Here is a 26534-nt window from a genome sequence, read left to right on the forward strand (position 1 = left end):
GGCGGTCCGCGCAGCCGATAGCCTTCCGGCGTGACCGCAACCCTCATCTGGATCCTCGTCGCGCTCATCGCCGTCGGCGTGTACCTCAGCTGGACGGCCGGGCGGCTGGACCGGCTGCACGTGCGGATGGACGCCGCGCGGGCCGCGCTCGACGCCCAGTTGCTGCGACGGGCCTCCGTCGCGCAGGAACTGGCGACCTCGGGCGTGCTGGACCCGGCCGCCTCGATCGTCCTCTACGAGGCCGCGCACGCGGCCCGGCAGGCGGAGGAGGAGCAGCGGGAGGTCGCCGAGAGCGAGCTGAGCCAGGCGCTGCGGGCGGTCTTCGAGGACCCGGCGCAGGTGGAGGCCGTACGGGAGGCCCCCGGTGGCGAGGAGGCCGCCCGTGAGCTGGCCGAGGCGGTCCGCCGGGTGCCGATGGCCCGCCGCTTCCACAACGACGCCGTGGGGGCCGCCCGCAGACTGCGCGAGCACCGCAAGGTCCGCTGGTTCCGGCTGGCCGGCCACGCCCCCTTCCCGCTGGCCTTCGAGATGGACGACGAGCCCCCCGCGGCCCTGGTCGAGCGGGTCGCCTGACCGACGGGCGGAGCAAAAGGATCCACCGGCTTGTCATTGGCCCTTGCTGTGGCCTGGTCCACTCACGTTTCCTCGTCGGTGCAGAAAACCCTCTTCCCTTTCAGTGAGGTCACCCGTGTCCACCATCGACAACCAGGCTCCCGAGACCGGCACCGCCCGCGTGAAGCGCGGCATGGCCGAGCAGCTCAAGGGCGGCGTGATCATGGACGTCGTCACGCCGGAGCAGGCGAAGATCGCCGAGGACGCGGGCGCCGTCGCCGTCATGGCCCTGGAGCGGGTCCCGGCCGACATCCGCAAGGACGGCGGCGTGGCCCGCATGTCCGACCCGGACATGATCGAGGGCATCATCGACGCCGTCTCGATCCCGGTCATGGCCAAGTCCCGCATCGGCCACTTCGTCGAGGCCCAGGTGCTCCAGTCCCTCGGCGTCGACTACATCGACGAGTCCGAGGTGCTCACCCCGGCCGACGAGGTCAACCACTCCGACAAGTGGGCCTTCACCACCCCCTTCGTCTGCGGAGCCACCAACCTGGGCGAGGCCCTGCGCCGCATCGCCGAGGGCGCCGCGATGATCCGCTCCAAGGGCGAGGCCGGCACCGGCAACGTCGTCGAGGCCGTCCGCCACCTGCGCCAGATCAAGAACGAGATCGCCCGCCTGCGCGGCTTCGACAACCACGAGCTGTACGCCGCCGCCAAGGAGCTGCGCGCCCCGTACGAGCTGGTCAAGGAGGTCGCCGAGCTGGGCAAGCTCCCGGTGGTGCTGTTCTCCGCCGGTGGCGTGGCCACCCCGGCCGACGCCGCCCTGATGCGTCAGCTCGGCGCCGAGGGCGTCTTCGTCGGCTCCGGCATCTTCAAGTCCGGCGACCCGGCCAAGCGCGCCGCCGCCATCGTCAAGGCCACCACCTTCTACGACGACCCGAAGATCATCGCGGACGCCTCCCGCAACCTCGGCGAGGCCATGGTCGGCATCAACTGCGACACCCTCCCCGAGACCGAGCGCTACGCGAACCGCGGCTGGTAAGGCACTGAAACCCATGAACACCCCCGTCATCGGCGTCCTGGCCCTCCAGGGCGACGTACGGGAGCACCTCATCGCCCTGGCCGCGGCCGACGCCGTGGCCAGGCCGGTGCGGCGCCCCGAGGAACTCGCCGAGGTCGACGCCCTCGTCCTGCCCGGCGGCGAGTCCACCACCATCTCCAAGCTGGCCGTCCTGTTCGGCGTGATGGAGCCCCTCCGCGCGCGCGTGCACACTGGCATGCCGGTCTACGGCACCTGCGCCGGCATGATCATGCTCGCCGACAAGATCCTCGACCCCCGCTCGGGCCAGCAGACCGTCGGCGGCATCGACATGATCGTGCGCCGCAACGCCTTCGGACGGCAGAACGAGTCCTTCGAGGCCGCGGTCGACGTCAAGGGCGTCCCGGGCGATCCTGTGGAGGGCGTCTTCATCCGCGCCCCGTGGGTGGAGTCCGTGGGCGCCGGGGCCGAGGTGCTCGCCGAGCACGACGGCCACATCGTCGCCGTACGCCAGGGCAACGCGCTCGCCACGTCGTTCCACCCGGAACTGACCGGCGACCACCGCGTGCACTCCCTGTTCGTCGACATGGTGCGCGCGTACCGGACACCGGAGTAGGACGAGAGTCCTTGTAGGATCTCTGGCGTTCGTATCTGGATGGGTTACGCGAAGGAGACAGGCAGATGTCCGGCCACTCTAAATGGGCCACGACGAAGCACAAGAAGGCCGTGATCGACGCCAAGCGCGGCAAGCTCTTCGCGAAGCTCATCAAGAACATCGAGGTCGCGGCGCGGATGGGCGGCGCGGACCCGGAGGGCAACCCGACGCTGTACGACGCCATCCAGAAGGCGAAGAAGTCGTCGGTCCCCAACAAGAACATCGACTCCGCGGTCAAGCGCGGCGCGGGCCTGGAGGCCGGCGGCGCCGACTACGAGACGATCATGTACGAGGGCTACGGCCCGAACGGCGTCGCGGTGCTCATCGAGTGCCTCACCGACAACCGCAACCGCGCCGCCTCCGAGGTCCGCGTCGCCATGACCCGCAACGGCGGTTCCATGGCCGACCCGGGCTCGGTGTCGTACCTGTTCAACCGCAAGGGCGTCGTCATCGTCCCCAAGGGTGAGCTGAGCGAGGACGAGGTCCTCATGGCCGTCCTGGACGCGGGCGCCGAGGAGGTCAACGACCTCGGCGAGACCTTCGAGGTCATCAGCGAGGCCACCGACCTGGTCGCGGTCCGCACCGCCCTCCAGGAGGCCGGCATCGACTACGACTCCGCCGAGGCCAACTTCGTCCCGACCATGCAGGTCGAACTGGACGAGGAGGGCGCGAAGAAGATCTTCAAGCTGATCGACGCCCTGGAGGACAGCGACGACGTGCAGAACGTCTTCGCCAACTTCGACGTGAGCGACGAGATCATGGAGAAGGTCGACGCGTAACGCCCAGAGCTGGCTGACCGGGCCGACGGGACACCCCCGTCGGCCCGTCGCGTTGTCCGGCGTTGTCAGTGGCACCCGATAGCCTGCACGGACAGGCGACGGGGTGATCGGAGGGAGGGGCGCGCGTGCGCGTACTGGGGGTGGACCCCGGGCTGACCCGGTGCGGGGTCGGTGTCGTCGAAGGGGTCGCGGGCCGTCCGCTCACCATGCTCGGCGTCGGGGTCGTCCGCACCCCCGCGGACGCCGACCTCAGCCACCGGCTGCTCGCCGTGGAGCAGGGCATCGAGCAGTGGATGGACGAGCACCGCCCCGAGTTCGTCGCCGTCGAGCGCGTCTTCAGCCAGCACAACGTGCGCACGGTCATGGGCACCGCCCAGGCCAGCGCCGTCGCCATGCTGTGCGCCGCCCGGCGCGGCATCCCCGTCGCCCTGCACACCCCCAGCGAGGTCAAGGCCGCCGTCACCGGCACCGGGCGCGCCGACAAGGCACAGGTCGGAGCGATGGTGACCCGGCTGCTCCGGCTCGCCGCGCCGCCCAGGCCGGCCGACGCCGCCGACGCCCTCGCGCTCGCCATCTGCCACATCTGGCGGGCCCCCGCCCAGAACCGGCTCCAGCAGGCCGTCGCCCGGCAGGCAGTCCACGCAACGAAAGGCCGTACGGCATGATCGCCTTCGTCAGCGGCACGGTCGCCGCGCTCGCCCCCGACGCCGCGGTCGTCGAGGTGGGCGGCGTCGGCATGGCCGTCCAGTGCACCCCGAACACGCTGTCGACGCTCCGGATCGGTCAGCCGGCCAGGCTGCACACCTCCCTCGTCGTCCGCGAGGACTCGCTCACCCTGTACGGCTTCGCCGACGACGACGAGCGGCAGGTCTTCGAACTGCTCCAGACCGCGAGCGGCGTCGGCCCGCGCCTGGCCCAGGCGATGCTCGCCGTGCACACCCCCGACGCGCTGCGCCGCGCGGTCGCCACCGGTGACGAGAAGACCCTCACCGCCGTCCCCGGCATCGGCAAGAAGGGCGCCCAGAAACTGCTGCTGGAGCTGAAGGACCGGCTCGGGGCGCCCGTCGGCGCCCCCGCCGTCGGCGCACCCGTCAGCCAGGGCTGGCGCGACCAGCTGCACGCCGCCCTGATCGGCCTGGGCTACGCCACCCGCGAGGCCGACGAGGCGGTCGCCGCCGTCGCTCCGCAGGCCGAGGCCGCGGGCGGCACCCCCCAGGTCGGGCAGCTGCTCAAGGCCGCCCTGCAGACCCTGAACCGCGCCCGCTGACCTGCGCCACCGCTAGGAGAACTTCGTGAACTGGGACGACACGACCGACGGCGCCGCCGAGGAGCGGCTCGTCGGGCCCGCCGAGGAGCGGCTGGTGGGCTCTGTCGCCGACCGGGAGGACCAGGCCGTCGAGGCCGCCCTGCGCCCCAAGGACCTCGGCGAGTTCATCGGCCAGGAGAAGGTCCGCGAACAGCTCGACCTCGTCCTGCGCGCCGCCCGCGCGCGCGGCGCCACCGCCGACCACGTCCTGCTCTCCGGAGCGCCGGGTCTCGGCAAGACCACCCTGTCGATGATCATCGCCGCGGAGATGGGCGCCCCGATCCGCATCACCTCCGGCCCCGCCATCCAGCACGCCGGCGACCTCGCCGCGATCCTCTCCTCCCTCCAGGAGGGCGAGGTCCTCTTCCTGGACGAGATCCACCGCATGTCCCGGCCGGCCGAGGAGATGCTGTACATGGCGATGGAGGACTTCCGCGTCGACGTCATCGTCGGCAAGGGCCCCGGCGCCACCGCGATCCCGCTGGAGCTGCCACCGTTCACCCTCGTCGGCGCCACCACGCGCGCGGGCCTGCTGCCGCCGCCGCTGCGCGACCGCTTCGGCTTCACCGCGCACATGGAGTTCTACGAGCCGCACGAGCTGGAGCGCGTCGTGCACCGCTCGGCGCACCTGCTGGACGTCGAGATCGAGCCGGACGGCGCCGCGGAGATCGCCGGCCGCTCCCGGGGCACGCCCCGCATCGCCAACCGCCTGCTGCGCCGGGTCCGCGACTACGCGCAGGTCAAGGCCGACGGGCTGATCACCCGTGACATCGCGGCCGCCGCCCTCGCCGTGTACGAGGTGGACGCGCGCGGTCTCGACCGGCTGGACCGCGCGGTGCTGGAGGCCCTGCTGAAGCTGTTCGGCGGCGGGCCGGTCGGCCTGTCGACCCTCGCCGTCGCGGTGGGGGAGGAGCGGGAGACCGTCGAGGAGGTCGCCGAACCGTTCCTGGTCCGGGAGGGACTGCTCGCCCGCACTCCGCGCGGCAGGGTCGCCACGCCGGCGGCATGGTCGCATCTCGGCCTCACCCCGCCGCGCCCGTCCGGCACGGGAAACGGACAACAGGACCTGTTCGGGGCGTGATGGTCACCGCCCGGCGAGGGCAATGGTGCGGGCAGGAACCCAGGTGCCATGCTGAGCGTTGTTCCATGCGAGCGGACTCGCTTAGACTCCGCCGATGCCGCCCTTGCGGGCGGCGCCGACCACACCCCCATCCAACTGGCCGCTCACCCGCGCGGTCGCGCGAAGGAAATTCCGTCCCGTGAATGCCTATACCCTTCTCCCGTTCATCGTGCTCATCGCGGCGATGTTCCTGATGACGCGTTCGGCCAAGAAGAAGCAGCAGCAGGCCGCCCAGATGCGGAACGAGATGCAGCCCGGCTCCGGTGTCCGCACGATCGGGGGTATGTACGCGACGGTCAAGGAGGTCAACGAGGACACCGTCCTCCTCGACGCCGGACCGGGCGTCGAGCTCCTCTTCGCCAAGAACGCCATCGGCGCCATCCTCAGCGACGACGAGTACAACCGGATCGTCCACGGCATCGAGCACGACCTCAAGTCCGACGCCGGTCTCGTCCCGGACGACGCCTCCTCCCTCACCGAGACCGACGAGACCGACGGGCCTGCCGCCGCTGCCGCCGCCTCCGACGACAAGATCGACCTCGGTAAGAAGGACGCCGCCGAGGACGCCGACGCGGCCGGTGCCGCCGAGGCCAAGGCGCAGGACGAGCCGAAGAAGACCGACGGCGACTCCGACGCGAAGTAGTCACGCCCCGGGAGGCGCGACGGCGGCATGATGGCGCCCCGCGTATCCCGGGCGCGTCTGTTTCCCGCACGGGAGCCCGACACCATGTCATGGCCGACCGCGCCGACGGGGCGCGGGGCGGCCCGAGAGGGAGTACGAGAAGGTGGCAGCACCTAAGAGGGGCCGAAGCGCGAGCGCCCAGAGCAAGCCAGGGCGCTCGCTGGCCCTCATCCTGATCGCCATCGTGGCGCTCACCGGAGGGATGTTCCTCTCCGGGCACACCACTCCGCGTCTCGGTATCGACCTCGCCGGTGGCACGAGCATCACGCTCAAGGCGAAGGCCGACCAGGGGTCCGCGATCAACAAGGCCAACATGGACACCGCGGTCGACATCATGAACCGCCGTGTCAACGGCCTCGGCGTCTCCGAGGCGGAGGTGCAGACCCAGGGGACCGACAACATCATCGTCAACATCCCCAAGGGCACCAACTCCAAGGAGGCCCAGGAGCAGGTCGGCACCACCGCCAAGCTGTACTTCCGGCCGGTCCTGGCCAGCGAGCCCAGCGGCGCCGCCGCGCAGAGCCCCTCGCCGAGCGCGTCCCCCAGCGGCGGCTCCTCGGCGAAGCCGAGCACGAGCCCGTCGTCCAGCGCGTCCTCGCCGCAGAAGGCCTCGTCCGGCTCGTCCGGCTCCGCGTCCCCCTCGGCCACGGCGACCTCCCAGGGCCGCGCCGTCAGCGACGCGCTGAAGGCCGACTCCACCCCCTCGCCGAGCGCTTCCGCCTCCGGCAGCGGCAAGCCGTCGGCCACCCCCTCGGCCAGCCCCAGCGGCGGCACGAACACGGACTCCAAGCTCCAGGCCCAGTACGCGGCCCTGGACTGCAGCAAGGCCACCGACCGCGCCAACGCCGGCAAGAACGCCAAGCCCGGCGAGTCCACCGTGGCCTGCGGCGAGATCGACAAGGCCTGGTACAAGTACCTGCTCGGCCCCGCCGCCGTGGACGGCACCGAGGTGAAGAAGGCCCAGGCGGTCTTCGACACCCAGGGCGCCGCCGGCTGGCAGGTCCAGATGACCTTCACGGGCAGCGGTGCGAAGAAGTTCTCCGACATCACCGGCGAACTGGCCAAGAACCAGCCCCCGCAGAACGAGTTCGGCATCGTCCTCGACGGTGAGGTCGTCTCCAGCCCGTACGTCAGCTCGGCCATCACCGGCGGCCAGGCGGAGATCTCCGGCAGCTTCAAGCAGGAGGAGGCGCAGAGCCTCGCCAACATGCTGTCGTACGGCGCCCTGCCGCTGTCCTTCCAGGAGCAGTCCGTCACCACCGTCACCGCCGCGCTCGGCGGTGAGCAGCTGCACGCCGGTCTGCTCGCCGGCGCGATCGGTCTCGCGCTGGTCGTCATCTACCTGGTGGTCTACTACCGCGGCCTGTCCGTCGTGGCCATGGCCTCCCTGGTGGTGTCCGCGATCCTCACCTACGTGATCATGTCGCTGCTCGGCCCGGCCATCGGCTTCGCGCTGAACCTGCCCGCCGTCTGTGGCGCGATCGTCGCCATCGGCATCACCGCGGACTCGTTCATCGTGTACTTCGAACGCATCCGGGACGAGATCCGCGAGGGCCGCACGCTGCGCCCCGCCGTCGAGCGGGCCTGGCCGCGCGCCCGGCGCACCATCCTGGTCTCCGACTTCGTGTCGTTCCTCGCCGCCGCGGTGCTGTTCATCGTCACGGTCGGCAAGGTGCAGGGCTTCGCCTTCACCCTGGGCCTCACCACGCTCCTCGACGTGGTCGTCGTCTTCCTCTTCACCAAGCCGCTGATGACGCTGCTGGCCCGCCGCACGTTCTTCGCGGGCGGCCACAAGTGGTCCGGACTCGACCCGAAGAGCCTCGGTGCCAAGCCGCCGCTGCGCCGCACCCGCCGTCCCGCCGGTCCCGTCGCCGGCCCTGTCGACCCGAAGGAGGCGTGAGCGATGTCGAAACTCGGCAACCTCGGCGCTCGACTGCACCGCGGCGAGATCTCCTACGACTTCGTCGGCAAGCGCAAGATCTGGTACGGCATCTCGATCCTGATCACCATCACCGCCATCGTCGGCCTGGCGGTGCGCGGTCTGAACATGGGCATCGAGTTCCAGGGCGGCGCGGTCTTCACGACGCCCACGAAGATGAGCACGTCGGTGGCCCAGGCGGAGGACTACGCCAACACGGCCTCCGGTCACCAGGCGGTCGTGCAGAAGCTCGGCAACGGCAGCCTGCGCATCCAGATCGCCGGCATCGACACCGGCCAGTCCGACAAGATCAAGCAGGAGCTGGCCAAGGACCTCAAACTCGACCCCGAGAAGCTCGCCGCCGACCTGGTCGGCCCGAGCTGGGGTGAGCAGATCGCCAACAAGGCCTGGGAGGGCCTGGCGATCTTCATGGTCCTCGTGGTGATCTACCTGGCGATCGCCTTCGAGTGGCGGATGGCCATCGCGGCGCTCGTCGCGCTGATCCACGACATCACCATCACGACCGGTATCTACGCCCTGGTCGGCTTCGAGGTCACGCCCGGCACGGTCATCGGTCTGCTGACCATCCTCGGTTACTCGCTCTACGACACGGTCGTCGTCTTCGACAGCCTCAAGGAGCAGACGAAGGACATCACCAAGCAGAGCCGGTTCACCTACGGCGAGATCGCCAACCGGTCGATCAACGGCACCCTGGTCCGCTCCATCAACACCACGGTCGTCGCCCTGCTGCCGGTCGCCGGTCTGCTCTTCATCGGCGGCGGCTTCCTCGGCGCGGGCACGCTCAACGACATCTCCCTGTCGCTGTTCGTCGGCCTCGCGGCCGGTGCCTACTCGTCGATCTTCATCGCCACGCCGCTCGTCGCCGACCTCAAGGAGCGCGAGCCCGCGATGAAGGCCCTCACCAAGCGGGTCCTGGCCAAGCGCGCCCAGGCCGGCACGGAGGGGGACCTCGCCGCGGAGAGCAGGACCGGCGCCGATGACGACGCGGACGACGCCGCTCCCGCCGTGGTGGGCCCGCGCAACCAGCCCGCCTCCCGTGGCCGGGGCCGCGGCCGCACCTCCGGGAAGCGCCGATGACCGGCATCCAGGAGCTGCTGCTCAGCCGCATCCGTGACGTCGCCGACTACCCGGAGCCCGGGGTGATGTTCAAGGACATCACCCCGCTCCTGGCCGACCCGGCGGCCTTCACCGCGCTCACCGACGAGCTGGCCGGCATCGCCGCCGCCACCGGAGCGACCAAGGTCGTCGGCCTGGAGGCCCGGGGCTTCATCCTCGGCGCCCCGGTCGCCGTCCGCGCCGGTCTCGGCTTCATCCCCGTCCGCAAGGCGGGCAAGCTGCCCGGGGCCACCCTGCGCCAGGCGTACGACCTGGAGTACGGCTCCGCGGAGATCGAGGTGCACGCGGAGGACCTGGTCGCCGGCGACCGCGTCCTGATCGTGGACGACGTCCTCGCCACCGGCGGCACCGCCGAGGCCGCGATCCAGCTCATCCACCGCGCGGGCGCCGAGGTCTCCGGCCTCGCGGTCCTGATGGAGCTGGGCTTCCTGGACGGCCGCTCCCGGCTGGAACCGGCCCTCGGCGGCGCACCGCTCACGGCCCTCCTCCAGGTCTGACGACCGGGTACGCCGGTCGGGTCCGACCGGTCCGCACAGCACGACGGCCGCCCCGGGAACACCGGGGCGGCCGTCGTCGTGGGGCCATGCGCACACCGCGGCCGCCGTCGCCGTACGGACACCCGCCGCACACCCGGAGACCTCCCCGAGGACACTCGCCGGAATCCCCGGGTGTCCCCGCGCGTTGCAGGGATACACGGTCCTCACATCCGCCTGCAGGCGATGACCGGGCGCAGGATCGCTACCATGGGGTTTCCGGAGCCTGACCGGGGGACCCGGATCGCGCACGAGGAGCCCTCTTGCCAGACGAGGCCCAGCCACTGACCGCCGCCAAGCCCGAGCCCGCCTCGGCGCCCGCGGCGAAGCCCGCGCCGGCCGCTTCCCACGTGAAGAACGACACCCGCGGGACGGTCCAGCGCGCCCAGTCCGCGCCCGTCGAGAAGAGCGGCGAGTCCACGCGCCCCAAGCCGGCCCCTCCCGAGCGCCCGACGCAGCCGCCCGTGGTCCGCCAGCCGGCCACGCCGCCCACCCGCACCGGCTCCTCCAACCGCGTCCGCGCCCGCCTCGCCCGCCTCGGCGTCCAGCGCGCGAACCCGTACAACCCGGTCCTGGAGCCGCTGCTGCGGATAGTGCGCAGCAACGACCCCAAGATCGAGAACTCCACGCTGCGCCAGATCGAGCGCGCCTACCAGGTCGCCGAACGCTGGCACCGCGGCCAGAAGCGCAAGAGCGGCGACCCGTACATCACGCACCCGCTCGCCGTCACCACCATCCTCGCCGAGCTCGGCATGGACCCGGCCACGCTGATGGCCGGGCTGCTGCACGACACCGTCGAGGACACCGAGTACGGGCTGGAGGACCTGCGCCGCGACTTCGGCGACGTCGTGGCCCTGCTCGTCGACGGCGTCACCAAGCTGGACAAGGTCAAGTTCGGCGAGGCCGCGCAGGCCGAGACCGTGCGCAAGATGGTCGTCGCCATGGCCAAGGACCCGCGCGTCCTGGTCATCAAGCTCGCCGACCGCCTGCACAACATGCGCACCATGCGCTACCTCAAGCGCGAGAAGCAGGAGAAGAAGGCGCGCGAGACGCTGGAGATCTACGCGCCGCTCGCCCACCGCCTGGGCATGAACACCATCAAGTGGGAGCTGGAGGACCTCGCGTTCGCGATCCTCTACCCCAAGATGTACGACGAGATCGTACGGCTGGTGGCCGAGCGGGCACCGAAGCGTGACGAGTACCTGGCCATAGTGACCGACGAGGTCCAGGCCGACCTGCGCGCCGCCCGCATCAAGGCGACCGTCACCGGCCGCCCGAAGCACTACTACAGCGTCTACCAGAAGATGATCGTGCGGGGCCGCGACTTCGCCGAGATCTACGACCTGGTGGGCATCCGCGTCCTCGTCGACACGGTCCGCGACTGTTACGCCGCCCTCGGCACGGTGCACGCGCGATGGAACCCGGTCCCCGGCCGGTTCAAGGACTACATCGCGATGCCCAAGTTCAACATGTACCAGTCGCTGCACACGACGGTCATCGGACCCAACGGCAAGCCGGTCGAGCTGCAGATCCGCACCTTCGACATGCACCGCCGCGCCGAGTACGGCATCGCCGCGCACTGGAAGTACAAGCAGGAGGCCGTCGCCGGCGCCTCCAAGGTCCGCACCGACGCGCCCAAGCCCGCCGGCAAGGCCGGCAAGGACGCGGCCGCCATCAACGACATGGCGTGGCTGCGGCAGCTGCTGGACTGGCAGAAGGAGACCGAGGACCCGAGCGAGTTCCTGGAGTCCCTGCGCTTCGACCTGTCCCGCAACGAGGTCTTCGTCTTCACCCCCAAGGGCGACGTCATCGCGCTGCCCGCGGGTGCCACCCCGGTGGACTTCGCGTACGCCGTCCACACCGAGGTCGGCCACCGCACCATAGGGGCGCGGGTCAACGGCCGTCTCGTACCGCTCGAATCCACCCTGGACAACGGTGACCTGGTGGAGGTCTTCACCTCCAAGGCGGCCGGCGCCGGCCCGTCCCGGGACTGGCTCGGCTTCGTCAAGTCACCGCGGGCGCGCAACAAGATCCGTGCCTGGTTCTCCAAGGAGCGCCGGGACGAGGCGATCGAGCAGGGCAAGGACGCCATCGTGCGGGCCATGCGCAAGCAGAACCTGCCGATCCAGCGCATCCTCACCGGCGACTCGCTCGTCACGCTCGCGCACGAGATGCGCTACTCCGACATCTCCGCGCTGTACGCGGCCATCGGGGAGGGCCACGTCTCCGCGCAGAACATCGTGCAGAAGCTGGTCCAGGCCCTCGGGGGCGAGGAGGCCGCCACCGAGGAGATCGACGAGACGGTCCCGCCGTCCCGTACCCGGGGCCGCAAGCGCCGCTCCAGTGCCGACCCGGGCGTCGTCGTCAAGGGCGTCGAGGACGTGTGGGTCAAGCTGGCCCGCTGCTGCACACCCGTGCCCGGCGACCCGATCATCGGTTTCGTCACGCGGGGCAGCGGTGTGTCGGTTCACCGCAGCGACTGCGTCAACGTGGACTCCCTGTCCCGTGAGCCCGAGCGCATCCTGGACGTCGAGTGGGCGCCCACCCAGTCCTCGGTCTTCCTGGTCGCCATCCAGGTCGAGGCGCTGGACCGGTCCCGGCTGCTCTCGGACGTCACCCGGGTCCTGTCCGACCAGCACGTCAACATCCTGTCGGCGGCCGTCCAGACGTCCCGCGACCGCGTGGCCACCTCCCGTTTCACCTTCGAGATGGGCGACCCCAAGCACCTCGGCCACGTCCTGAAGGCCGTCCGGGGCGTGGAGGGCGTGTACGACGTCTACCGCGTGACCTCGGGCCGCACCCGCTCGTAGGACGGCTCCGGCCCCGCGCCGGGCCCCCGCACAGCGAAAGGGCCCCGTACGCCTCGTACGGGGCCCTTCGCGATGCGACGGGGGGATTTAGCCGCCGAACTCCTGCAGGCCCTTCAGCGCCTGGTCCAGGAGCGCCTGACGGCCCTCCAGTTCCTTCTCCAGCTTGTCGGCCCTGGCGTTGTTGCCCTGGGCGCGCGCCTGCTCGATCTGCGCCCTCAGCTTGTCCACGGCGGCCTGGAGCTGACCGGTCAGACCCTCGGCACGTGCGCGTGCCTCCGGGTTCGTCCGGCGCCACTCGGCCTCCTCGGCCTCCTGGATCGCCCGCTCGACGGCGTGCATCCGGCCCTCGACCTTCGGCCGCGCGTCCCGCGGGACGTGACCGATGGCCTCCCAGCGCTCGTTGATCGAGCGGAAGGCGGCCCGCGAGGCCTTCAGGTCGGTGATGGGCAGGAGCTTCTCGGCCTCCTCGGCCAGCTCCTCCTTCAGCTTCAGGTTCTCCGACTGCTCCGCGTCCCGCTCGGCGAAGACCGAGCTGCGGGCGGCGAAGAACACGTCCTGGGCGCCGCGGAAGCGGTTCCACAGGTCGTCCTCGTGCTCGCGCTGGGCACGGCCCGCGGCCTTCCACTCGGCCATCAGCTCGCGGTACCGGGCGGCCGTAACACCCCAGTCCGTCGAGTCCGACAGCGCCTCGGCCTCCGCGACCAGCCGCTCCTTGGTCCGGCGGGCCTCCTCGCGCTGCGCGTCCAGCTGCGCGAAGTGCGCCTTGCGGCGCTTGGAGAACGCCGACCGCGCGTGCGAGAAGCGGTGCCAGAGCTCGTCGTCGGACTTGCGGTCCAGGCGCGGCAGCCCCTTCCACGTGTCCACCAGCGCCCGCAGCCGCTCTCCGGCGGCCCGCCACTGGTCGGACTGCGCCAGCTGCTCGGCCTCGACGACCAGGTCCTCCTTGGCCTTGCGGGCCTCGTCGGACTGCCGGGCCCGCTGCTGCTTGCGCTCCTCGCGGCGTGCCTCGACGGTCGCGACCAGCTTGTCCAGCCGCCCCCGCAGCGCGTCCAGGTCGCCGACCGCGTGGTGCGCGTCCACCTGCTCGCGCAGGTGGTCGATCGCGGCCTGCGCGTCCTTCGCCGACAGGTCGGTGGTCCGCACTCGCTTCTCGAGGAGGCCGATCTCGACAACCAGGCCCTCGTACTTGCGCTCGAAGTAGGCAAGCGCCTCCTCGGGGGAGCCGGCCTGCCAGGAACCGACGACCTGCTCACCGTCGGCCGTACGCACGTACACGGTCCCCGTCTCGTCGACGCGGCCCCACGGGTCGCTGCTCACAGCGCCTCCTCCACATGATGCCCGCGAGGGCCTCAGCGCCCCCGGGCATCGTCCACAGTTTCGTCACGGCCAACATAGGCGACCAGCGGGGGGCCTGTCCGCATCCAGCGCGACCGAAATTCGGCAGTCGGCCGTTCCCCGCCCCCGTTGACCTCAGGACTTGGTGACGGGCGGCCTCAGGACTTGCTGACGGTCGCCTTGTTGATCACGACCGTCGCGTTCGGCGCACCGTCGCCGCCCCCCGTGTTCTCACCGGCCGCGGCGATCTTGTTCAGCACCTTCATGCCCGCCGCGTCGATCGTGCCGAACGGGGTGTAGCTCGGCGGCAGCGGGCTGTCCTTGTAGACGAGGAAGAACTGGCTGCCGCCGGTGTGCTTCTGGCCGGTGTTGGCCATCGCCACCGTGCCCGCCGGGTAGGTGTTGTTCTTCAGGCTCTTGTCCTTGAGGTTCTCGTCCGGGAGCGTGTAGCCGGGACCGCCCATGCCGGTGCCCTGCGGGTCGCCGCACTGCAGGACGTAGATGCCCTGGGTGGTCAGGCGGTGGCACTTGGTGTGGTCGAAGTAGCCCTTGCCCGCCAGGAAGTCGAACGAGTTCACCGTGTGCGGGGCCGCCGACGTCTTCAGCGCGACGCCGATGTCACCGCACGTCGTCGCGAGCTTCAGCGTGTACGTCGCCGACGTGTCGATCGTCATCGCCGGCTCCTTCTTCCAGCTCAGCTTCTGCACCGAGCCGGCCGCCGGCTTCGCGCACGGGTCCGGGGCCTTGCTGGTCGGCGCGGCGCTCGGGCTGGCGCCCGGGGTGACCTCGGCGCTCGCGTTCGCCTTCTTGTCGCCGTCGTCCTTCAGCACCCCGGTCGTGTACAGGGCGACACTGCCGATCACGACCACGCCGAGTACCGACGCGATCACGGAGTTGCGCAGGCGGGCCTTGCGCCGCGCCTCGGTGCGCCGCTGCTGCTGCCGCAAGAACTTCTCCCGGGCGAGCTGACGCCGCCGCTGCTCCTGGCTGACCACCGGGTTCTCTCCTCATGCGTGTCGTGTGTCGGGCGGTACGCGTGCGTCCTCGTGATCCGACCGCTGCGTGTAGCCCCGTACCGTATATGGGTTCGCTGAGGAAACGGCAGCGCCGGTAGGCTCTGACCGCAGCGGAAGCCGCCTGTAATCGACACAACGAAGGACGATCGTGCTCATTGCCGGGTTCCCCGCCGGGGCCTGGGGGACGAACTGTTATCTCGTCGCCCCCGCCGCCGGTGAGGAGTGCGTGATCATCGACCCCGGCCACCAGGCCGCCGACGGCGTCGAGGAAGCACTGCGCAAGCATCGGCTCAAGCCCGTCGCCGTCGTCCTCACCCACGGCCACATCGACCATGTCGCCTCGGTCGTCCCCGTCTGCGGGGCGCACGACGTCCCGGCCTGGATCCACCCCCAGGACCGGTACATGCTGAGCGACCCCGAGAAGGCGCTCGGCCGCTCCATCGGCATGCCGCTGATGGGCGAGCTGACCGTGGGGGAGCCGGACGACGTCAAGGAGCTGACGGACGGCACCACCCTCGACCTGGCGGGCCTGGAGTTCTCCGTCGCGCACGCGCCGGGCCATACCAAGGGGTCGGTGACCTTCCGGATGCCCGAGACCGCCGACGTCCCGTCGGTGTTCTTCTCCGGGGATCTGCTGTTCGCCGGCTCCATCGGACGCACCGACCTGCCGGGCGGATCCATGGAGGACATGTTGCGGTCGCTGGCCAGTGTGTGCCTGCCCCTCGACGACTCCACCGTGGTGCTGTCCGGCCACGGCCCCCAGACGACCATCGGCCAGGAGCGCGCCACCAACCCCTACCTGCGGCAGGTGGCGGCCGGCCAGGGAGCCGCCGAGGCTCCCCGACGAGGAATGTGACGAGAGACCTTCCGTGAGCACCTTCCAGGCCCCCAAGGGCACCTACGACGTGATCCCGCCGGACTCGGCGAAGTACCTCGCGGTCCGTGAGGCGATCGCCGCTCCGCTGCGCAACTCCGGCTACGGCTACATCGAGACCCCCGGCTTCGAGAACGTCGAACTCTTCGCCCGCGGCGTCGGCGAGTCCACCGACATCGTGACCAAGGAGATGTACGCCTTCGAGACCAAGGGCGGCGACAGGCTCGCCCTGCGTCCCGAGGGCACGGCGTCCGTGCTGCGCGCGGCCCTGGAGGCCAACCTGCACAAGTCGGGCAACCTCCCGGTCAAGCTCTGGTACTCGGGTTCCTACTACCGCTACGAGCGTCCCCAGAAGGGGCGGTACCGGCACTTCTCCCAGGTGGGCGCGGAGGCGATCGGCGCCGAGGACCCGGCACTCGACGCCGAGCTGATCATCCTGGCCGACCAGGCGTACCGCTCCCTGGGCCTCAGGAACTTCCGCATCCTGCTGAACAGCCTCGGCGACAAGGAGTGCCGCCCGGTCTACCGGACGGCGCTGCAGGAGTTCCTGCGCGGCCTGGACCTGGACGAGGACACGCGCCGCCGCATCGACATCAACCCGCTGCGGGTCCTCGACGACAAGCGCGAGTCGGTCCAGAAGCAGCTCACCGGCGCCCCCCTGCTGCGCGACTACCTGTGCGACGCGTGCAAGGCGTACCACGAGGAGGTCCGTGAACTGATCACCGCCGCGGGCGTCTCCTTCGAGGACGACCCGAAGCTGGTGCGCGGCCTGGACTACTACACCCGCACCACCTTCGAGTTCGTGCACGACGGCCTCGGCTCGCAGTCCGCGGTGGGCGGCGGCGGGCGGTACGACGGCCTGTCCGAGATGATCGGCGGCCCCGCGCTGCCGTCCGTCGGCTGGGCCCTGGGCGTCGACCGCACGGTCCTCGCGCTGGAGGCCGAGGGCGTGGAACTGGACATCCCCGCGTCGACCAGCGTCTACGCCGTCCCGCTCGGCGAGGAGGCCCGCCGGGTGCTGTTCGCCAAGGTGACCGAGTTGCGCAAGGTGGGCATCGCGGCGGACTTCGCCTACGGCGGCAAGGGCCTCAAGGGCGCCATGAAGAACGCCAACCGGTCGGGCGCCCGCTACGCGGTCGTCGCCGGTGAGCGCGACCTCGCCGAGGGCGTCGTCCAGCTCAAGGACATGGAGTCCGGCGAGCAGGCGGCGATCGGCGTGAACGAGATCGTGGCCGAGCTGGAGTCGCGGCTCGGCTGACGGCACGCGCGCGGGCGCCGGACGCTCTCCCCGAGGGGCGTCCGGCGCCTTCGTCGTACCGAGGGTGCGAGGCGGCCGGCGCTGTCCGGAACCGAGCGGACGGTACCCGTCGTACGTACATCCTTATGCGGAGCGAACGGTGCGCACACAGGCCTGTGCGGCACAATGACCCGTGCCCGAAGATGGTCCGAGTCTCGAGTGACGGAATCGGCGTGATGAGCAAGACGACAGTCAAAGACGTCTCCACGGAGCCCGGCCCGGAGCGCGCCGCCGACGCCCCGCGCACGGTGGGCGGCAGCCGCGCCTTCGCCATCCTGCTGGTGATCACCGGCGCGGCCGGACTGCTGGCCGCCTGGGTCATCACGATCGACAAGTTCAAGCTGCTCGAAGCCAAGGTCGCCGGCAAGACGTTCACCCCCGGGTGCAGCCTCAACCCGGTCGTCTCCTGCGGCAGCGTCATGGAGAGCAAGCAGGCCGCCGCCTTCGGCTTCCCCAACCCGATGCTCGGCCTGGTCGCCTACGGCATCGTCGTCTGCGTCGGCATGAGCCTGCTGGCCCGCGCCCGGTTCCCGCGCTGGTACTGGCTGACCTTCAACTTCGGCACGCTCTTCGGCGTGGCCTTCTGCACCTGGCTGCAGTTCCAGTCCCTGTACCGGATCAACGCGCTGTGCCTGTGGTGCTCGCTGGCCTGGGTCGCCACGATCACCATGTTCTGGTACGTCACCTCGTTCAACGTCCGCAACGGCCTCCTGCCGTCCCCGCGCTGGCTGAGGTCCTTCTTCGGCGAGTTCACCTGGGTGCTGCCGGTCGTGCACGTCGGCGTCATCGGCATGCTGGTCCTCACCCGCTGGTGGGACTTCTGGACCAGCTGACGGTCCCGGCCGGATTGTCAGTGCGGTGTTCTAGGGTTTCAGCGTGGAACCCGACCTCTTCACCGCAGCAGCAGAAGAACGCCAGGAGAAGGATCCGGCGGCCAGCCCCCTGGCCGTACGCATGCGCCCGCGCACCCTCGACGAGGTCGTCGGCCAGCAGCACCTCCTCGGGCCCGGCTCCCCGCTGCGCCGGCTGGTCGGCGAGGGCAACGGCGGCCCGGCCGGCCCGTCCTCGGTGATCCTGTGGGGCCCGCCCGGCACCGGCAAGACCACCCTGGCCTACGTCGTCTCCAAGGCGACGAACAAGCGGTTCGTGGAGCTGTCCGCGATCACCGCGGGCGTCAAGGAGGTCCGCGCGGTCATCGACGGCGCCCGCCGCGCCACCGGCGCCTTCGGCAAGGAGACCGTCCTCTTCCTGGACGAGATCCACCGCTTCAGCAAGGCCCAGCAGGACTCCCTGCTCCCGGCCGTCGAGAACCGCTGGGTGACCCTGATCGCGGCCACCACCGAGAACCCGTACTTCTCGGTGATCTCCCCGCTGCTCTCCCGCTCCCTCCTGCTCACCCTCGAACCGCTCACCGACGACGACATCCGCTCGCTGCTCCGCCGCGCGCTGAGCGACGAACGCGGCCTCAAGGAGGCCGTCACCCTCCCCGAGGACACCGAGGAGCACCTGCTCCGCATCGCCGGCGGCGACGCCCGCCGCGCCCTGACCGCCCTGGAGGCCGCCGCCGGGTCCGCGCTGGACCAGGGTGAGGACGCGATCAGCCTGCGGACGCTGGAGCAGACGGTCGACCGGGCCGCGGTGAAGTACGACCGCGACGGCGACCAGCACTACGACGTCGCCAGCGCCCTCATCAAGTCCATCCGCGGCTCCGACGTCGACGCGGCCCTGCACTACCTGGCCCGCATGATCGAGGCCGGCGAGGACCCCCGGTTCATCGCCCGCCGCCTGATGATCTCCGCCAGTGAGGACATCGGCCTCGCCGACCCGAACGCGCTGCCCATCGCCGTGGCCGCCGCCCAGGCCGTCGCCATGATCGGTTTCCCGGAGGCCGCGCTCACCCTCAGCCACGCCACGATCGCCCTGGCCCTCGCCCCCAAGTCCAACGCCGCGACCACCGCGATCGGCGCCGCCCTGGAGGACGTGCGCAAGGGCCTGGCAGGACCGGTGCCGCCGCACCTGCGCGACGGGCACTACAAGGGCGCGGCCAAGCTCGGCCACGCCCAGGGATACGTGTACCCGCACGACCTGCCGGAGGGCATCGCCGAACAGCAGTACGCCCCGGACGCCCTGAAGGACCGCGAGTACTACACGCCGGGCCGGCACGGCGCCGAGGCCAGGTACGCGGACGCCGTGGAGTGGACCCGCAAGCGCCTCGGTCGCAAGCGGTCCTGAGCACCCTGTAGACTGCCCCGAAGTGCTGAGTCCCGTGCTGTCAGAGCGGGACAGCCAGTCGGAGCACGGTCCCTCGCGGACCGGCTCCAGGAGCGTCGCGCACCGTCGAACGGTGTCGCGGGCAGCCCACCACCACCCGGAGCTCCGGGAGCGGTCGGTGGGCCACTCGCGTGCTGCACGTATGTGCCCAGACCAGGGAAGCGGCTGCCCGTCAGGTCCCCTGCGGACCCGGTGGGTTTTCCCGGCTGCGGATGCGACCTCCCTGAACACTGACGAGCCGAACACTACGAAAGAGACGAAAGACAGTGGCGAACCAGTCCCGCCCCAAGGTCAAGAAGTCGCGTGCCCTCGGCATCGCGCTGACCCCGAAGGCCGTCAAGTACTTCGAGGCCCGCCCCTACCCGCCGGGTGAGCACGGCCGCGGCCGCAAGCAGAACTCGGACTACAAGGTCCGTCTGCTGGAGAAGCAGCGCCTGCGCGCTCAGTACGACATCTCCGAGCGCCAGCTGGTCCGCGCCTACGAGCGTGCGTCCAAGGTCCAGGGCAAGACCGGCGAGGCCCTGATCGTGGAGCTGGAGCGCCGCCTCGACGCGCTGGTCCTGCGTTCGGGCATCGCCCGCACGATCTACCAGGCCCGCCAGATGGTCGTGCACGGCCACATCCAGGTCAACGGCCAGAAGGTCGACAAGCCGTCCTTCCGCGTCCGTCCGGACGACGTCGTGCAGGTCCGCGACCGCTCCAAGGACAAGACGCTGTTCCAGATCGCCCGTGAGGGTGGCTTCGCCCCCGACGGCGAGACCCCGCGCTACCTGCAGGTGAACCTCAGGGCCCTGGCGTTCCGCCTGGACCGCGAGCCGAACCGCAAGGAAGTTCCGGTCATCTGCGACGAGCAGCTCGTCGTCGAGTACTACGCCCGCTGACCCTCCGTCACGGCGTACGTCCTCAGCCCGCCGTCTCCCCGCCCTTCCGGGTGGGCGAGGCGGCGGGTTCGCGCTGTCCGGGGCGGGTGCGCGGGACGGGACCCCGGGGCGCGGGCAGCGCCGGCAGCGGCCTTCCGTCCTTCCGTAGCGCCCGGGCGACCGCGGTCTCCCGGTCCAGCCGCGCCCCCCGGCGCACCCACTCCTCGTACCGCTCGTCGCCCAGCGCCTCCCGGGCCGCCGTCTCGCACTGCTCGTGCGGGGCGTTGTAGTAGGCCGAGCCGAACAGCGGCAGCCCGACCGAGGGCCACATCCGTCCGGCGGCGCCCTGGAGCACCGCCGCCTCCACCGGGTCGCCCTGCGTCACCGTCACCAGGGCCAGCAGCTCGATCGACAGCACCGTGCCCAGCAGATCGTGGAAGCCGTGGGCGTTGTCCAGGCAGTCCGCCAGCAGCTCCCGCGCGCGGGCGGTGTCACCGCCCTGCCAGGCCGCGTACGCCAGCACGTACAGCGCGTACGACCGCGCCCACCGCTCCCCGTGGTCCTCGCACACCCGGCGCACGTCCTCGCACAGCCGCACCGCGTCCGGCAGATCCCCCTGGAACGCCCGCGCCATCGCCAGCTCCACCTGGCCCATCAGGACGTTGCTGTTCAGCTCGCCGATCTCCTGGTAGCGCTCCAGCGCCGACCGCAGCAGCGTCTCCGCGCCGGCCATGTCGTCCGTGACCAGGGCCAGGCAGCCGGTGCGGTGCTCGGCGTAGGCCACCGCCGTCGGATCGGCGGACCGCTCCGCCTGCTCCCGGCACATCCGCAGGGCCCGCAGCGCCGGTACGGCGTCGCCCTGGAGGATCGCCACGTAGCCGAGCACCCACAGCGCCTTCAGCCGGGACCGCTCGTACCCCGAGTCCAGCTCCAGGCCGCGCTCCAGCCACCGCCGCCCCTCCGCGAGCCGGCCGCACCCCACCCAGCAGAACCACAGCGAGCCCGCCAGATGCTGGCCGAGGTGCGCCTCCTCCGGCTCGGTCAGGCAGCACTCCAGCGCGGTCCGCAGATTCGGCAGCTCGGCCTCGACCCGCGCGGCCACCTCGCGCTGCCGGGGCGAGAACCAGTCCAGCTCGCACATGGTGGCGAGGCCCAGGTACCAGTCGCGGTGCCGTCTGCGCAGCCGGCCCGCGTCCCCGGTCGCCTCCAGCCACTCGGCGCCGTAGGCCCGGACGGTGTCCAGCATCCGGTAGCGCGGGCCCGCCGGGGTCTCCTCGCGGCAGACCACCGACTGGACGAGCAGCTCCGACAGCACGTCCAGCACGTCCTCGGCGGCCAGCCCGTCCCCGCTGCACACGTACTCGGCCGCCTCCAGGTCGAAGGAGTGCGCGAACACCGACAGCCGTGCCCACAGCAGCCGTTCGGCCGGCGAGCACAGCTCGTGGCTCCAGCCGATCGCCGTGCGCAGCGTCTGGTGCCGGGGCAGGACGTCCCGGCCCCCACCGGTCAGCAGCCGGAACCGGTCGTCCAGGCGCCGCAGCAACTGCGCGGGGGACAGCGCCCGCAGCCGCCCGGCCGCCAGCTCCAGCGCCAGCGGGATGCCCTCCAGCCGCCGGCACAGCTCCCGTACCTCGGCGCCGTCGGCCACCGGCACGCCCTGCGCCCGTGCCCGGTCCGTGAACAGCTCCACCGCCTCGTCCTCGCCGAGCGGCGCCACCGGGAACAGCCGCTCGCCCGCGAGACCCAGCGGACGCCGGCCGACGGCCAGCACCCTCAGCTCCGGGAGCCTGCGCAGCAGCTCCGCCGTCAGCTCGGCACAGGCGGCCACCAGGTGCTCGAAGCCGTCCAGCACCAACAGCGCCCGCCGCCCGGCCAGATGCTCCAGCAGCGTCTCCCGGGGCAGACGCGTCGTGTGGTCGGTCAGCCCCAGCGCCTCCACGGCCGCGTACTCCACGAACTGCGGATCCCGCACCGCCGCCAGCTCCACCCGCCCCAGGACCGGGGCGCCCGCCCGGCCGGTGGACGCCCAGCGCGCCGCCACCCGCGCGGCCAGCCGGGACTTGCCGACCCCGCCCACCCCGGTCACGGTCACCAGCCGTGCCTGACCGAGCGCCGCCGTCAGCTCGGCCGCCTCGGCCGAGCGCCCGACGAAAGCGGTGAGTTCGAGGGGCGGATCGCCGTCCGCCCAGGAGCCGGGGCTGTGAGGATCTCGCATGGGACACGGAGCGTACTGAACCGTGTTCACCGCGTACAATCGCTTCCCGCAACTCCGCCCGCTGCTCCCGGTAATCCGGTACGGAGCCTCCGCCCCGGCGCGATAGGCTCGGGGAACGACTTCTTCGATGTTCAGGCACGGTTCAGGGAGCGGGTGCGCACAGTGTCCGGTGGTGAGGTGGCCGGGATCCTGGTGGCCGTCTTCTGGGCGATCCTGGTCTCCTTCCTCGCGGTCGCACTGGCGAGGCTGGCCCAGACGCTCAAGGCGACGACCAAGCTCGTGGCGGACGTGACCGATCAGGCGGTCCCGCTGCTCGCCGACGCCTCCCAGGCGGTGCGCTCCGCGCAGACGCAGATCGACCGGGTCGACGCGATCGCCTCCGACGTGCAGGAGGTGACGTCGAACGCCTCCGCGCTGTCCACCACCGTGGCCTCCACCTTCGGCGGCCCGCTGGTGAAGGTCGCGGCCTTCGGCTACGGCGTCCGCCGGGCGCTCGGCGGCCGCAAGGAGGAGGACGTGCCGGGGAAGTCGCCCCGGCGTACCGTGATCGTGGGCCGGACGGTCCCTGCCGCACGACGCAAGCGGAAGTAAGGACTGAGACCGAGCGATGTTCCGCCGTACGTTCTGGTTCAGCACGGGTGTCGCCGCCGGTGTGTGGGCCACCACCAAGGTCAACCGCAAGCTCAGGCAGCTGACCCCGGAGAGCCTGGCCGCCACCGCGGCGAACAAGGCCCTGGAGACCGGTCAGCGGCTGAAGGACCGCGCGGTCGGCTTCGCGCTCGACGTCCGCGACAACATGGCCCAGCGGGAGGCCGAGCTGGAGGAGGCGCTCGGCATCCAGGAGAGCCCCGGACTCACGGCGCCCCGGCGGTACGCCGCCATCGAGAACAACCGCAGCAACCCGCAGTACATCGAGAACACGACGTACTCGTACAACCGGAATGAGGACCACTGATGGAGTCGGCCGAGATTCGCCGCCGCTGGCTGAGCTTCTTCGAGGAGCGCGGGCACACCGTCGTCCCTTCGGCGTCGCTCATCGCGGACGACCCGACTCTGCTCCTCGTCCCCGCCGGCATGGTGCCCTTCAAGCCCTACTTCCTGGGTGAGGTCAAGCCGCCGTTCCCGCGCGCCACCAGCGTGCAGAAGTGCGTGCGCACGCCCGACATCGAAGAGGTCGGCAAGACCACGCGCCACGGCACGTTCTTCCAGATGTGCGGCAACTTCTCCTTCGGCGACTACTTCAAGGAAGGCGCCATCAAGCTCGCCTGGGAGCTGCTCACCAGCCCCCAGGACAAGGGCGGTTACGGCCTCGACCCCGAGCGCCTGTGGATCACCGTCTACCAGGACGACGACGAGGCCGAGCAGATCTGGCACGAGGTCGTCGGCGTGCCCAAGGAGCGCATCCAGCGCCTGGGCATGAAGGACAACTTCTGGTCCATGGGCGTCCCCGGTCCCTGCGGCCCCTGCTCCGAGATCAACTACGACCGCGGCCCCGAGTTCGGCGTCGAGGGCGGCCCCGCCGTCAACGACGAGCGGTACGTGGAGATCTGGAACCTCGTCTTCATGCAGTACGAGCGCGGCGAGGGCACCGGCAAGGACAACTTCGAGATCCTCGGGGACCTGCCGAGCAAGAACATCGACACGGGTCTCGGCCTGGAGCGGCTCGCCATGATTCTGCAGGGCGTGCAGAACATGTACGAGATCGACACCTCCATGGCCGTGATCAAGCGCGCCACCGAGCTGACCGGCGTCCACTACGGCGACTCGCACGCCTCGGACGTCTCCCTGCGCGTGGTCACCGACCACATGCGCACCGCCACCATGCTCATCGGTGACGGCGTCACCCCCGGCAACGAGGGCCGCGGCTACGTGCTGCGCCGCATCATGCGCCGCGCCATCCGCAACATGCGCCTGCTGGGCGCCACCGGACCGGTCGTCAAGGACCTGATCGACATCGTGATCCGGATGATGGGCCAGCAGTACCCCGAGCTGGTCACCGACCGCGAGCGCATCGAGAAGGTCGCCGTCGCCGAGGAGAACGCCTTCCTCAAGACGCTGAAGGCCGGCACCAACATCCTCGACACCGCCGTCACCGAGACCAAGGCCGCCGGTTCCGGCGTCCTGCCCGGCGACAAGGCCTTCCTGCTCCACGACACCTGGGGCTTCCCGATCGACCTCACCCTGGAGATGGCCGCCGAACAGGGCCTCTCCGTGGACGAGGAGGGCTTCCGCCGCCTGATGAAGGAGCAGCGGGAGCGCGCCAAGGCCGACGCCCAGGCCAAGAAGACCGGCCACGCCGACCTCGGTGCCTACCGCGAGATCGCCGACGCCGCCGGCGAGACCGACTTCATCGGCTACACCGACACCGAGGGCGAGTCCACGATCGTCGGCATCCTGGTCAACGGGGTCTCCTCGCCGGCCGCCACCGAGGGCGACGAGGTCGAGGTCGTCCTGGACCGCACCCCCTTCTACGCCGAGGGCGGCGGCCAGATCGGCGACACCGGCCGGATCAAGGTCGACTCCGGTGCCGTCATCGAGGTCCGCGACTGCCAGAAGCCGGTCCCGGGCGTGTACGTCCACAAGGGCGTCGTCCAGGTCGGCGAGGTGACCGTCGGCGCCAAGGCCCACGCCGCCATCGACGCCCGCCGCCGTACGGCCATCGCCCGCGCCCACTCGGCCACCCACCTCACCCACCAGGCCCTGCGCGACGCCCTCGGTCCGACGGCCGCCCAGGCCGGTTCCGAGAACCAGCCCGGCCGCTTCCGCTTCGACTTCGGCTCCCCGTCCGCGGTGCCGACGGCCGTGATGACCGACGTCGAGCAGAAGATCAACGAGGTGCTCGCCCGCGACCTCGACGTGCGCGCCGACATCATGGGCATCGACGAGGCCAAGAAGCAGGGCGCCATCGCCGAGTTCGGCGAGAAGTACGGCGAGCGGGTCCGGGTCGTGACCATCGGCGACTTCTCCAAGGAGCTGTGCGGCGGCACGCACGTGCACAACACCGCCCAGCTGGGCCTGGTCAAGCTCCTCGGCGAGTCCTCCATCGGCTCCGGTGTGCGCCGTATCGAGGCCCTGGTGGGCGTCGACGCCTACAACTTCCTCGCCCGCGAGCACACGGTCGTCCACCAGCTGACCGAGCTGCTCAAGGGCCGCCCGGAGGAGCTGCCGGAGAAGGTCTCCGCCATGCTCGGCAAGCTGAAGGACGCCGAGAAGGAGATCGAGAAGTTCCGCGCCGAGAAGGTGCTCCAGGCCGCCGCCGGCCTCGCCGAGTCCGCCAAGGACGTGCGGGGCGTGGCCCTGGTCACCGGCCGGGTCCCGGACGGCACCACCCCGGACGACCTGCGCAAGCTGGTCCTGGACGTACGCGGCCGCATCCAGGGCGGCCGGGCCGCCGTCGTGGCCCTGTTCACGGTCAACAACGGCAAGCCGCTCACGGTCATCGCCACCAACGAGGCCGCCCGCGAGCGCGGCCTCAAGGCCGGTGACCTGGTCCGTACGGCCGCCAAGACGCTCGGCGGCGGCGGTGGCGGCAAGCCGGACGTCGCCCAGGGCGGCGGCCAGAACCCGGCCGCCGTCGGCGAGGCCGTCGACGCGGTCGAGCGCCTGGTCGCCGAGACCGCCAAGTAGGAAGCGGCCGGAACATGCGCAGAGGACGTCGGCTCGCGATCGACGTCGGGGACGCCCGGATCGGGGTCGCCTCGTGCGACCCCGACGGGATCCTCGCCACCCCGGTGGAGACCGTCCCGGGCCGGGACGTCCCCGCCGCCCACCGCCGGCTGCGTCAGCTGGTGGAGGAGTACGAACCGATCGAGGTCGTCGTCGGCCTCCCTCGCTCCCTCAAGGGGGGCGAGGGCCCGGCCGCGGTCAAGGTCCGCGCCTTCGCCCGGGAACTGGCCGGCGGCATCAAGCCGGTGCCGGTGCGGCTGGTGGACGAGCGGATGACGACGGTGACGGCCAGTCAGGGGCTGCGCGCCTCGGGCGTGAAGTCGAAGAAGGGCCGCGCGGTCATCGACCAGGCCGCCGCCGTCATCATTTTGCAGCAGGCCCTGGAATCCGAACGGGTGTCAGGTGAACCACCCGGCGAAGGCGTCGAAGTGGTCATCTGATCGCGATACGGTAACGTTCCGCGCGATGC

At 71.0% G+C, this 26534-nt stretch carries 24 protein-coding genes; 21 read left to right on the forward strand and 3 right to left on the reverse strand.

Translation table 11 applies throughout. The features are described from left to right. The first annotated feature begins 30 nt into the window (after window positions 1-30). The 12 genes from AB0946_RS16900 (at window position 31) to AB0946_RS16955 (ending at window position 12531) form a co-directional block, all read left to right on the forward strand. Entirely contained in the window at window positions 31-573 is a 543-nt protein-coding gene (locus AB0946_RS16900) for a hypothetical protein (protein WP_171158115.1), read from the forward strand. A gap of 115 nt (window positions 574-688) precedes the next feature. Further along, window positions 689-1594, forward strand: coding sequence for a pyridoxal 5'-phosphate synthase lyase subunit PdxS (pdxS, locus tag AB0946_RS16905; protein ID WP_208885584.1), 906 nt, complete (start codon window positions 689-691; stop codon window positions 1592-1594). 13 nt (window positions 1595-1607) lie between these two features. Further along, window positions 1608-2207: a pyridoxal 5'-phosphate synthase glutaminase subunit PdxT gene (gene pdxT, locus AB0946_RS16910; protein WP_366761352.1), complete on the forward strand. Its 600-nt coding sequence runs from the start codon at window positions 1608-1610 to the stop codon at window positions 2205-2207. A gap of 65 nt (window positions 2208-2272) precedes the next feature. Continuing rightward, the gene (locus AB0946_RS16915) at window positions 2273-3025 is read left to right on the forward strand and encodes a YebC/PmpR family DNA-binding transcriptional regulator (RefSeq protein WP_171158121.1); all 753 of its coding nucleotides are present in this window, start codon (window positions 2273-2275) and stop codon (window positions 3023-3025) included. 125 nt (window positions 3026-3150) lie between these two features. Further along, window positions 3151-3690, forward strand: coding sequence for a crossover junction endodeoxyribonuclease RuvC (gene ruvC / locus AB0946_RS16920; RefSeq protein WP_366761353.1), 540 nt, complete (start codon window positions 3151-3153; stop codon window positions 3688-3690). Further along, entirely contained in the window at window positions 3687-4292 is a 606-nt protein-coding gene (ruvA, locus tag AB0946_RS16925; RefSeq protein ID WP_366761354.1) for a Holliday junction branch migration protein RuvA, read from the forward strand. The genes ruvC and ruvA overlap by 4 nt, the downstream gene beginning before the upstream one ends. A 25-nt stretch (window positions 4293-4317) precedes the next feature. Beyond that, a complete protein-coding gene (ruvB, locus tag AB0946_RS16930; RefSeq protein ID WP_366761355.1) occupies window positions 4318-5412 on the forward strand; it encodes a Holliday junction branch migration DNA helicase RuvB in 1095 nt (364 codons plus the stop codon). 178 nt (window positions 5413-5590) lie between these two features. After that, window positions 5591-6094 carry a preprotein translocase subunit YajC gene (gene yajC, locus AB0946_RS16935; RefSeq protein ID WP_366761356.1) on the forward strand — a complete coding sequence of 168 codons (504 nt, stop codon included), beginning with the start codon at window positions 5591-5593 and terminating at the stop codon, window positions 6092-6094. A 142-nt stretch (window positions 6095-6236) separates the two neighbouring features. Next, entirely contained in the window at window positions 6237-8033 is a 1797-nt protein-coding gene (secD, locus tag AB0946_RS16940; RefSeq protein ID WP_366761357.1) for a protein translocase subunit SecD, read from the forward strand. 3 nt (window positions 8034-8036) lie between these two features. Further along, the gene (secF, locus tag AB0946_RS16945) at window positions 8037-9149 is read left to right on the forward strand and encodes a protein translocase subunit SecF (RefSeq protein WP_366761358.1); all 1113 of its coding nucleotides are present in this window, start codon (window positions 8037-8039) and stop codon (window positions 9147-9149) included. After that, window positions 9146-9685, forward strand: a complete 540-nt coding sequence (locus tag AB0946_RS16950) for an adenine phosphoribosyltransferase (protein WP_366761359.1) — start codon at window positions 9146-9148, stop codon at window positions 9683-9685. Before secF ends, AB0946_RS16950 begins: the two co-directional genes overlap by 4 nt. Window positions 9686-9984: 299 nt before the next feature. After that, on the forward strand, window positions 9985-12531 hold the full coding sequence (locus tag AB0946_RS16955) for a bifunctional (p)ppGpp synthetase/guanosine-3',5'-bis(diphosphate) 3'-pyrophosphohydrolase (RefSeq protein WP_366761360.1): 2547 nt from the start codon (window positions 9985-9987) through the stop codon (window positions 12529-12531). 87 nt (window positions 12532-12618) lie between these two features. On the opposite strand, the gene AB0946_RS16960 is transcribed toward AB0946_RS16955, so the two are convergent. After that, complete coding sequence (locus tag AB0946_RS16960) at window positions 12619-13848, reverse strand: DUF349 domain-containing protein (RefSeq protein ID WP_366761361.1); 1230 nt, start codon at window positions 13846-13848, stop codon at window positions 12619-12621. A gap of 176 nt (window positions 13849-14024) precedes the next feature. Continuing rightward, window positions 14025-14861: a peptidylprolyl isomerase gene (locus tag AB0946_RS16965; protein WP_366761362.1), complete on the reverse strand. Its 837-nt coding sequence runs from the start codon at window positions 14859-14861 to the stop codon at window positions 14025-14027. Between the two features lie 169 nt (window positions 14862-15030). Here AB0946_RS16965 and AB0946_RS16970 point away from each other — a divergent pair, with 169 nt between their 5' ends. From AB0946_RS16970 to rpsD, 5 genes are all read left to right on the forward strand, one after another. Then, the gene (locus AB0946_RS16970; RefSeq protein ID WP_366761363.1) at window positions 15031-15738 is read left to right on the forward strand and encodes an MBL fold metallo-hydrolase; all 708 of its coding nucleotides are present in this window, start codon (window positions 15031-15033) and stop codon (window positions 15736-15738) included. 13 nt (window positions 15739-15751) lie between these two features. Next, on the forward strand, window positions 15752-17014 hold the full coding sequence (gene hisS, locus AB0946_RS16975; protein WP_366761364.1) for a histidine--tRNA ligase: 1263 nt from the start codon (window positions 15752-15754) through the stop codon (window positions 17012-17014). A gap of 215 nt (window positions 17015-17229) precedes the next feature. After that, entirely contained in the window at window positions 17230-17886 is a 657-nt protein-coding gene (locus AB0946_RS16980) for a vitamin K epoxide reductase family protein (RefSeq protein ID WP_366761365.1), read from the forward strand. A 43-nt stretch (window positions 17887-17929) separates the two neighbouring features. Further along, window positions 17930-19285, forward strand: coding sequence for a replication-associated recombination protein A (locus tag AB0946_RS16985; protein ID WP_366761366.1), 1356 nt, complete (start codon window positions 17930-17932; stop codon window positions 19283-19285). 305 nt (window positions 19286-19590) lie between these two features. Beyond that, on the forward strand, window positions 19591-20205 hold the full coding sequence (gene rpsD / locus AB0946_RS16990) for a 30S ribosomal protein S4 (protein ID WP_132853601.1): 615 nt from the start codon (window positions 19591-19593) through the stop codon (window positions 20203-20205). 22 nt (window positions 20206-20227) lie between these two features. Here the strand turns inward: rpsD and AB0946_RS16995 are convergent, their stop codons facing one another. After that, window positions 20228-22399, reverse strand: a complete 2172-nt coding sequence (locus AB0946_RS16995) for a regulator (RefSeq protein WP_366761367.1) — start codon at window positions 22397-22399, stop codon at window positions 20228-20230. A 162-nt stretch (window positions 22400-22561) separates the two neighbouring features. Between AB0946_RS16995 and AB0946_RS17000 the strand changes: the two genes are divergently transcribed. The 4 genes from AB0946_RS17000 to ruvX are packed head-to-tail and all read left to right on the forward strand — an operon-like array spanning window position 22562 to window position 26505. Beyond that, window positions 22562-22990 carry a DUF948 domain-containing protein gene (locus AB0946_RS17000; RefSeq protein ID WP_014671537.1) on the forward strand — a complete coding sequence of 143 codons (429 nt, stop codon included), beginning with the start codon at window positions 22562-22564 and terminating at the stop codon, window positions 22988-22990. Window positions 22991-23006: 16 nt separating this feature from the next. Next, complete coding sequence (locus AB0946_RS17005; protein ID WP_366761368.1) at window positions 23007-23354, forward strand: hypothetical protein; 348 nt, start codon at window positions 23007-23009, stop codon at window positions 23352-23354. Continuing rightward, entirely contained in the window at window positions 23354-26026 is a 2673-nt protein-coding gene (gene alaS, locus AB0946_RS17010) for an alanine--tRNA ligase (RefSeq protein WP_366761369.1), read from the forward strand. The genes AB0946_RS17005 and alaS overlap by 1 nt, the downstream gene beginning before the upstream one ends. A 14-nt stretch (window positions 26027-26040) precedes the next feature. Then, complete coding sequence (gene ruvX / locus AB0946_RS17015) at window positions 26041-26505, forward strand: Holliday junction resolvase RuvX (protein ID WP_366761370.1); 465 nt, start codon at window positions 26041-26043, stop codon at window positions 26503-26505. Window positions 26506-26534: the final 29 nt, after the last annotated feature.

Source organism: Streptomyces sp. NPDC046870 (assembly GCF_040704595.1).
Lineage (GTDB): Bacteria > Actinomycetota > Actinomycetes > Streptomycetales > Streptomycetaceae > Streptomyces > Streptomyces argyrophylli.